General features: G+C 73.4%; 8 protein-coding genes. 3 read left to right on the top strand and 5 right to left on the bottom strand.

What is annotated here, in order from left to right; translation table 11 throughout:
- Positions 1-45: 45 nt before the first annotated feature.
- Genes AOK24_RS35610 through AOK24_RS35600 form a run of 3 tightly spaced genes read right to left on the bottom strand, consistent with a single transcriptional unit; the run spans position 46 to position 2670 of the window.
- Entirely contained in the window at positions 46-633 is a 588-nt protein-coding gene (locus AOK24_RS35610; protein WP_055724107.1) for a histidine phosphatase family protein, read from the bottom strand.
- Between the two features lies 1 nt (position 634).
- Complete coding sequence (locus tag AOK24_RS35605; protein ID WP_055724106.1) at positions 635-2086, bottom strand: pyruvate, phosphate dikinase; 1452 nt, start codon at positions 2084-2086, stop codon at positions 635-637.
- The gene (locus AOK24_RS35600) at positions 2083-2670 is read right to left on the bottom strand and encodes a hypothetical protein (protein WP_055724105.1); all 588 of its coding nucleotides are present in this window, start codon (positions 2668-2670) and stop codon (positions 2083-2085) included. The genes AOK24_RS35605 and AOK24_RS35600 overlap by 4 nt, the downstream gene beginning before the upstream one ends.
- A 123-nt stretch (positions 2671-2793) precedes the next feature.
- Between AOK24_RS35600 and AOK24_RS35595 the strand changes: the two genes are divergently transcribed.
- Positions 2794-3855 carry a TetR/AcrR family transcriptional regulator gene (locus AOK24_RS35595; protein ID WP_055724104.1) on the top strand — a complete coding sequence of 354 codons (1062 nt, stop codon included), beginning with the start codon at positions 2794-2796 and terminating at the stop codon, positions 3853-3855.
- A 27-nt stretch (positions 3856-3882) separates the two neighbouring features.
- Here the strand turns inward: AOK24_RS35595 and AOK24_RS35590 are convergent, their stop codons facing one another.
- Together AOK24_RS35590 and AOK24_RS35585 are read right to left on the bottom strand one after the other, a co-directional pair.
- Positions 3883-4974, bottom strand: coding sequence for a sensor histidine kinase (locus AOK24_RS35590; protein ID WP_055724103.1), 1092 nt, complete (start codon positions 4972-4974; stop codon positions 3883-3885).
- A complete protein-coding gene (locus AOK24_RS35585) occupies positions 4971-5636 on the bottom strand; it encodes a response regulator (protein WP_240554274.1) in 666 nt (221 codons plus the stop codon). Before AOK24_RS35585 ends, AOK24_RS35590 begins: the two co-directional genes overlap by 4 nt.
- Positions 5637-5888: 252 nt before the next feature.
- Here AOK24_RS35585 and AOK24_RS35580 point away from each other — a divergent pair, with 252 nt between their 5' ends.
- Together AOK24_RS35580 and AOK24_RS35575 are read left to right on the top strand one after the other, a co-directional pair.
- On the top strand, positions 5889-7172 hold the full coding sequence (locus AOK24_RS35580) for a DUF418 domain-containing protein (RefSeq protein ID WP_055724102.1): 1284 nt from the start codon (positions 5889-5891) through the stop codon (positions 7170-7172).
- 27 nt (positions 7173-7199) lie between these two features.
- Positions 7200-8102, top strand: a 903-nt coding sequence (locus tag AOK24_RS35575; protein WP_055724101.1) for an ABC transporter substrate-binding protein, incomplete at its 3' end; no start/stop codon positions are given.

The following is an 8102-nucleotide window of genomic DNA, read 5'->3' as shown; positions in this document are numbered from 1 at the left end:
GGTTTTGGCGGGGCGCGGGGTTTCGGCCTTGCGAGTGCCGGTTCCTCAGGGGCGTACCCCGCTGCTGAAGCCCGTCCAGCGCAGGTCCGGTGGCAGGTGGCCCATGTCGTTGAAGAGGACGACCGCCGGGGGCAGGCCGTCCCGGTACTGGATCGTCGTCAGCGCGGTGTTTCCGCAGTTCAGGCCGATCCAGCGGGCGGGCGGCGCGTCGAGGGCGTGCCGCAGGAGCCAGGCGACCTGGAAGGCGTGGGTGACGAGCACCTCGTGGGTCTCCCGCTCGGCGGGGCGCGCGAACCTCGCGGTCAGCGCGTCCGCCAGCCGCCTCCCCTCGGCCGCCTCCTCGCCGCCGAACCCGTCGAAGAAACCGGCGTACGCGGGCGGCATGTCCTCCGGGACGTACGGCACATGGTCGGTCAGCTCGGGCGCCTCCCGCACGGGGGCGTCCGCCAGGTGGGTGCCGAGGATCCGCGCGGAGCGTTCCGCGCGGGGGAGGGGCGAGTGCCAGACCGCGTCGACCGGCAGGGCGGACAGCCGCCGGCCGAGCGACTCGACCTGGCGGTCGCCGGTTGCGGTGAGGTGCCCGAAGGCGTCGGCCTCGCCGTGCCGGACGACGTGGAGGTGGCGGGTGGGCATGTCAGAGGGCTCCTAGCGTGCGGTGGGCGTCTTCGAGGCGCTGGACGTCGTCGCGGGGCGTGTGGTTCCCGGAGACGTCGTCGGCCCAGGTGAGGAGGCGGTGTACGTGGGGGTCGGGGGCGCCGGCGAGGACGCGGGGGGTGCCGAGGGCGACCTCGCCCGTGGTGCCGTCGACGGTGACGAGGGTGCCCTCGGGGAGGGCGGAGCCCTGCGCCCCGACCACCGCCGGTTTGTTCAACGCCCGTGCCACGACCGCCGCGTGGCTCGCCGGGCCGCCCCGCGCCGTGACGATCCCGGCCGCCGCCGCGATGCCGCGCAGGTCGTCCGGGGAGGTCTCGGGGCGGACCAGGACGACGGGGGAGTCCCGGGCCATGCGGAGCGCCGCCTCCGTCGTCGTCGCGACCCGGCCGACGGCCACGCCGGGACACGCGCCGACCCCCCGGGCCACGACGTCCCTGGGCCCGGCGATGCGGGGCGTACGGACGTGGGCGAGGCTCCGGACCCGGCGCAGCGCCTCGCGCCGGTCGATGACGTCCGCCTCGGCCAGCTCCACCGCCGTGCGGACCGCCGCCGCGTTCGTGAACCGGCCCGGTCGGACCTGGAGCAGCCACAACTCGCCGGACTGGAAGGTGAATTCGGTGTAGCAGGCGTCCCGGTAGCGGCCCTCGACGCGGCGCAGGGCGTCGAGCAGCTCCGCCCACAACGCCGGTTCCCGGTCGGCGAGTTCACGCAGCGGGCGGGTCGGCCGCGTACCGGACACGACGTCCTCGCCCTGCGCGCGGAACAGGACGTCGCCGTACGGGGTGTTCTCGCCGGTGTTGGGGTCGCGGCTGAAGGCGACGCCGGTTCCGCTGCGGGGGTCGCGGTTGCCGAAGACCATGGCCTGGACGACGACCGCCGTGCCGAGGTCGTGGGGGACGGCGTGGAGGGTGCGGTAGGTGTGGGCGCGGGGGGAGCACCAGGACGTGAAGACGGCTTCTACGGCCAGGGCGAGCTGAGTTGGGGCGTCGTCCGGTACGGGGGCCGGCGTGGCCGCCGCGAAGCTCGCGAGGAAGCGGGCCCGGGAGTCCCGCGCGAACCCCTCGTCACCGGTCTCGGTGGCCAGACTCGCCGTAGTGGCCGTGGTCAGGCCCAGGCCGAGCACCGTGTCCATCATCCCCGGCATCGACATCCCCGCCCCCGACCGCACGGACACCGCGAGCGGCCTGCCCGGGCCGCCGAAGACGCGGCCGGTGGCGTGTTCGAGCCCGGCGATCCCCTCGGCCAGCTCCTCGCGGAGCCCCTCCGGGAGCCGCTTCTCGTCGAGGAAGGCCCGGCATGCCCGCGCCGACACGACGAACGCGGGCGGCACCCGCAGCCCGAGCCGGTGCAGCAGCGCCAGCCCGAGCGCCTTGCCGCCCAACTCCGCGCTGTCCCCGGCGAGTTCGGCCGACACCGGGTGCACCCACCTCATCGCGGCAGCCCCAGCGTGACGAGCAGATCCTCGTGCAGCTCCGCCCAGACCGTGTGGTACGACGCCGTGCTGTCCGTCACGAACTCCCGTTCACCGCCCGCCGCCCGCTCCAGCGCCCCGGTCAGCCTGATCCGGTAGCGGCTGAACCGGGGGAGTGCGGCGGCGAGTTCGTCACCGACCGGGGCGAACCGTCGGTCCAGGTCGGCGAATCGGTCGAGGACTTTCGCGTCGTACGCCGGGTCGCTGTGGTCGTTGACGCTGAACGAGCCGTCCACCGGCCGCAGTTGCCATGCCGTGCACAGGTCGAGCAGCTCGGGGTTGAGGACCAGGAACCGTTGGAACGCCGCCCGCAGCGGGTCCCGGGCGCCGGACGCGTCGAGTTCGGCGGTGATCCGACGGAGGTTTTCCGCGCGCCCCGCGTCCGTGAGGCTCCAGGCGTCGTACGAGCGCGTCACGAAACCCTCGACACCGAGGTCGATGAGCGCGGACTCGACGTCCGGTTCGGTGAGGCCGGTGAAGGCGCCGATGCGGGTGGGGCTGGCGGCGCCTGCGCAGCGCAGGGCGTGCAGGACGGGGAGGGGCATGGGCGGCCTCGTGGGTGTCGGGTGCCGTGGATGTTCGGCGTCTCGGATGGTGCGCGTTTTCGGATGACGCCAACATCTGGATGGTCTCGGTATCATGGCACAGTCCGAACCGAAGGGGACACCATGGCGAGACTCACCCGCGCCGAGCAGCAGCACCGCACCCGCGCCGCCGTACTCACCGCCGCCCGCGCCGAGTTCACCGAGCACGGCTACACCGACGCCAAGATCGACCGCATCGCGGAACGCGCCGACCTCACGCGGGGCGCGGTGTACTCCAACTTCGCGGGGAAGCGCGCGCTGTACCTGGCGGTGCTCGCGGCCGACGCGGAGGCGGCCCGGTCGGCTGCTCAACCTCCCCTGAAAACGCCGGAGTCGATGAGCGAGGCGCTGGGCGCGTTCGCCCGCGTCTGGCTGGAGCGCCTCCCCCTGGCCGGCGACACCCCGGCGAGCGGCCACCTACAGCTCCGCTCCCTTTCGGGGGTCGTCGACACGGCCCCGATGCGGGCGGCGCTGGCGGAACTCCTGCGCCTGGAGGCACTGTTGCTGGCGCTGTCGCTGGACGCGCGGAGGCCGCCGGTCCGGGTGGCGGACCTCGCGTTGACGCTGCTGCACGGGGCGGCGGCGCTGGCGGAGAACGCGCCGGGCTCGGGGGACCCCTTCGACGTGGCGCGGGCGGCGGAACACCTGGCGGAGCTGCCGCTGACCATCGACGAACCGGCACCGCATCTGGCGTTCACGGCCCCGGCGCGAGAGACACGGGAACCCTGGACGCCGCCCGCCGGTCTGCGGGACGAGATCACCGGCCGACCGGTCGATCTGCGGGATGACGGAGTGGTGGTCGTTCTGGGCGCCGCGCGGCTGGGGGCGGTGAGGGAAGCGCCGGGGGAGGGGACGACGTTCGTCGTGGTGACCGCGGACCCCGCGGAGACCGGCCGCTTGGTCCGACTACGGATCACGGACCTCGTAGCGTGCCTGCGCCGCGTGTTCGCCCCCACGGACCTGCCGCGCATCCGGATCGTCCTCGACGAGGAGGAAACGATCGCGAAGGCGATCGGCAGCTCGGCGGTCGACGACCGCACGGAGACCGCCGTACGCATTCACCACGGCCGCATCACCCATCGAGCGGAGGGACACGGCGCGGGGCATGCGGCGAGCGAGGTGACCCGAGAGGAACGGGACGGGTGATGCGCCGGGCCGCCGCACGGCTTTGCCCTACCCCGGCACCCGCAAGCTCACCTCGAACCCACCCTCCTCCGTAGGCCCTGCGGTAAACGTCCCGCCCAGCAACTCCGCCCGCTCACCCAGCCCGATCAACCCCTGATGCGCCCCCGGCAACGGCAAGGACGCCCGCGTCGCAGGCGTGTTCCGCACTGTCACCCCGAACCCCGACGCGTCGTGCCACAGCCGGACCGTCGCCCGGGCCCCCGGCGCGTGCTTGCGCACATTGGTCAGCGCCTCCTGCACGGTCCGGTACACGGCCCGCTGAGCGGTCGTACTCACCTGCACCGGCAACTCCCCGGTCAGCTCCGTCTCGATCCCGCTCCCGGAGACCAGCCGCTGAAGATCCGTGAGCGTCGGCTGAGGCGTCAACTCGGTGGCCCGCCCCCCGGACGCCCGCAACAGTGTGACCATGTGCCGGAGTTCATCGAGCGTGTCGACACTGAGCGACCGGATGGCCCGCACCCCCTCCCGGAACTCGGGATCCTTCGTGGCCACCTGGAGCGCCCCGGCCTGCACGGCGATGAGACTCACCTGATGTGAGACGACGTCGTGCATCTCACGCGCCAACTGGGCCCGCTCCCGCGCCAGTACGGCCTGCGAGTGCAGCAACCGCTCGTGTTCCCGGGCCTCTTCGATCTCGACGAGCCGCCGGGCGAGATCGCGCCGGGCCTGGAGGAGCTGCCCGAGCAGGACGGGCGCGGCGGCGGTGGCGAGCGTGTAGAAGAAGTAGACGACGGTCCACGTACGGTCGTGCTGGGACAGCCCGTCGAACGGCCACGGCAGGGCGGACGCGACGGCGAACAGCAGCGCGCACGCCCCGAGCAGCCGCCGGTCCCGGGACCGCTCGGAGAGGGTGAACAGCGCGGCGAACGGCGCGAACACGATGTCCAGCATGGTGGTCGCCGGGATCGTCAGCAGGAACACGGCGAGCGGGAACCGCCGCCGCAGCACCAGCCCCGCACAGGCGACCGAGGCGGCCACCAGGGTGAACGTGCCGCCGTCCTCCAGGCTGATGCACACGTCCGCGACGGCGATGACGACGACCAGCGCGTCGAGAGCACGCTCGGACGGCCGCCACTTCATCGCCCCGACCCGCCGTCCCCCGCGTCCAGCAGCCCCGCCCGCTGGGCGAGCAGCGCGGCCTGCACGCGGCTGCCGACGCGCAGCTTCGTGAGGATCGCGCTCACGTGATCCTTGACGGTCCCGGCGCTGAGATGGATCCGCGCCCCGATCTCCGCGTTGGACAGCCCCTCCGCGACCAGCACGAGCACCTCGCGCTCCCGCTCGCTGAGCCGCCCGACACGCCCCGTCTCCTCGTCGTCGGCGGCGGAGGCGGGCCGCCCCCGCCACACCGCGTGCGAGGCCTTCGGCGACATCACGACGCCGCCCGCCGCGAGCGTCCGCACGAGCTGCGCCAGCTGGTCCGGCTCGGTGTCCTTCAGCAGGAACCCGGCCGCGCCGGACTTGAGGGCGGTCACGACATACTCGTCCGCGTCGAATGTCGTCAGCATCGCCACCACCGGCGGCTCGGGCAGCGCCCGCACCTGGCCGAGCACGGTGAGGCCGTCCACGTCCGGCATCCGGATGTCCAGCAGCACCACGTCGGGCCGCTCGCGCCGGACCGTGGCCACGGCCTCCGCGCCGGTCGCCGTCGCGACGACCTCGATGTCCTCGGCCGCGTTGAGGATGAGCCGGAAACCGGACCGCACCAGGGCCTCGTCGTCCACCACCATGACACGGATCACGTGCGTCCCGCCTCGTCGTTCTGAGTTGTGATCGGCACCGGTCGTCTGCGCCGTCACATCCGACCGTAGAGGGCGAAACCCCTCGTGGCAGAGGGTACGGGGCACAGTCCCGCCGGTCGGGGGGAGGGGACCAGCCGCCCGGGGGGTACGGCGGTACGCCCCCGGTCGGCGGGGGCGGACCCCCCGACCGGCGGGGGGTGCCCGGACGAGTGCCGGATACCTGGTCGGCTCCCCGCCGACCAGCCTGGACGCATGACCCAGAACGCAGACCGGACGACGCTCACGGACCGGGCCGCCGAGCCGGCCCCCGGGCGCTCCGAGGAGCCCGCGCGGCCTTCGACGGGGCGCCTGATCGGCGTCGACCTCGCGCGCGGCCTCGCCGTCTTCGGCATGTACGCCGCCCACGTCGGCCCCGACCCCGCGCAGGGCGGCTTCGTCGGGCACGTGATGGAGCTGGCGCACGGCCGGGCCTCCGCGCTCTTCGCCTTCCTCGCCGGGTTCTCGGTCATGCTGATCACCGGCCGCCGCACCCCGAAGACCGGCCGCGCGGGCCGTCAGGCGGTCGCGAAGGTCGTGATCCGGGCGGCGATCCTGCTCGTCCTGGGCACGCTGCTGACGATGAGCGGCACCCCCGTCGAGGTCATCCTCGCCTTCTACGGCCTGTACTTCCTCCTCGTCCTCCCGCTGTACCGGCTGCGCGCCCTGCCCCTCGCGGTCATCGCGGCGGCGAGCGCCCTGGTCCTGCCGCAGGTCCTCTACGTCGTCCAGCACTTCCTGGCGAACCACGAGCCCGGCGGCCTGTGGACCTGGCCGGCCGAGACCGGCGGCGTCGTCTCCCTCCTGTTCTCCGGCAGCTACCCGGCCCTGACCTGGATCCCGTTCGTCATCGCCGGGATGGCCGTGGCCCGCCTCGACCTGGCCGCGGCCCTCGTCCGCACCCGCCTCGCCGTCACCGGCGCCGCGCTCGCCGTCCTCGGCTACGGCGGCTCCTGGCTCGCCCTGCACCTCGTGCCCGGCGCGCTGACCCGGCTGGCGGAGAGCGGCTTCGGCGGCTGGGGCAAGGGCGGCTCTGGCATGGACGGAGCGGACATGGGTGGCGCGGGCCTGGGCGGGGGCGGCTCGGCGGCGTCCGCCTGGTGGTCGGACACCTGGGGCTACCCGACCGGCGACACCCCCTACGGCCTGCTCGTCGCCTCCCCGCACAGCGAGACGACCCTGTCCGTCCTCGGCAACGCCGGAGTCGCGCTCCTCGTCCTGATCGGCTGCCTCGCCGCCGTCGACGCCTTCCCCCGCTTCCACCGGCTCGCCAAGCCCGTCATCGCCGTCGGCTCGATGTCCCTGACCGCGTACCTCTTCCACATCGCCGGCATCCACGTCCTCGGCATCGAGGAACTGCCCGGCTCGCCGCCGCACGTCCTGCTCGGGTTCATCGTCGCAGTCACCGTGTTCGCCGCCGTGTGGGCCCGGTACTTCCGGCGCGGGCCCCTGGAGTGGCTGCTCGGCAAGGCCACGAAGCCCGCCGAACTCATCCGCTGACCCCCACGACCTTCCCGGAGTCCGCTCATGCTGTTCAACCCCCTGAACACGGCCAAGGAACCCACCCCCCTGCGCGGCACCCTCGTCGCCGGGGTCCTCGCGACGACCGTCGCCGCCGTCGGCCTCGCCTTCGGCGCCGCCACCCGCTCCGAGGCCCGGCCCTCCGACGAGGAGACCAAGACCCTCGACCAGCTGTACGCCGCCGCGAAGGCCGAGGGCGGCAAGCTCGTCGTCTACGCGGGCGGCGACTGGAAGGACCAGCAGGACGACACGAAGAAGGCGTTCGAGCGGCGCTTCCCCGGGGTCACCGTCGACATGGTCGTCGACTACAGCAAGTACCACGACGCCCGCATCGACCACCAGATCGCGACCAAGAGCCTCGTCCCCGACGTCGTCCAGCTCCAGACCCTCCAGGACTTCGACCGCTGGAAACGGCAGGGCGTCCTGCTGCCCTACAAGGCAGCCGGGTTCGACAAGGTGCACGCCTCGTTCAAGGACCCCGACGGCGCCTGGATCGCCACCGACGTGTTCGCCTTCGGCGCCGCCTACAACCGGCAGGCCGTCGGCGCCGACGCACCCCGCAGCGTCCGTGACCTCGCCGCCGCGCGCTGGAAGGGCAAGGTCGCCTCCGCCTACCCGAACGACGACGACGCGACCCTCTTCCTCTACAGCCGGTACGTGAAGGCGTACGGCTGGAAGTGGCTCGACGGCATGGCCCGCAACACCCGGTTCCTGCGCGGCTCCGACGCCGCCGGCAACCTCATGGCCGAGGGCAAGAAGGCCGTAGGCCTGGGCGGCTGGGTCACCCCCGGCGCCGAGGGCAGCATGATCCCGAACACGACCGACCCGTTCGTCGCCTGGGGCCAGCGCGAGGCGATCCTCAAGACGGCCCGCCACCCCGCCGCCGCGAAGCTCTTCCTCAACTGGCAG

Origin of the sequence: Streptomyces niveiscabiei, from assembly GCF_001419795.1 — a bacterium.
Lineage (GTDB): Bacteria > Actinomycetota > Actinomycetes > Streptomycetales > Streptomycetaceae > Streptomyces > Streptomyces niveiscabiei.
This window is presented reverse-complemented; position numbering and strand designations above follow the sequence as displayed.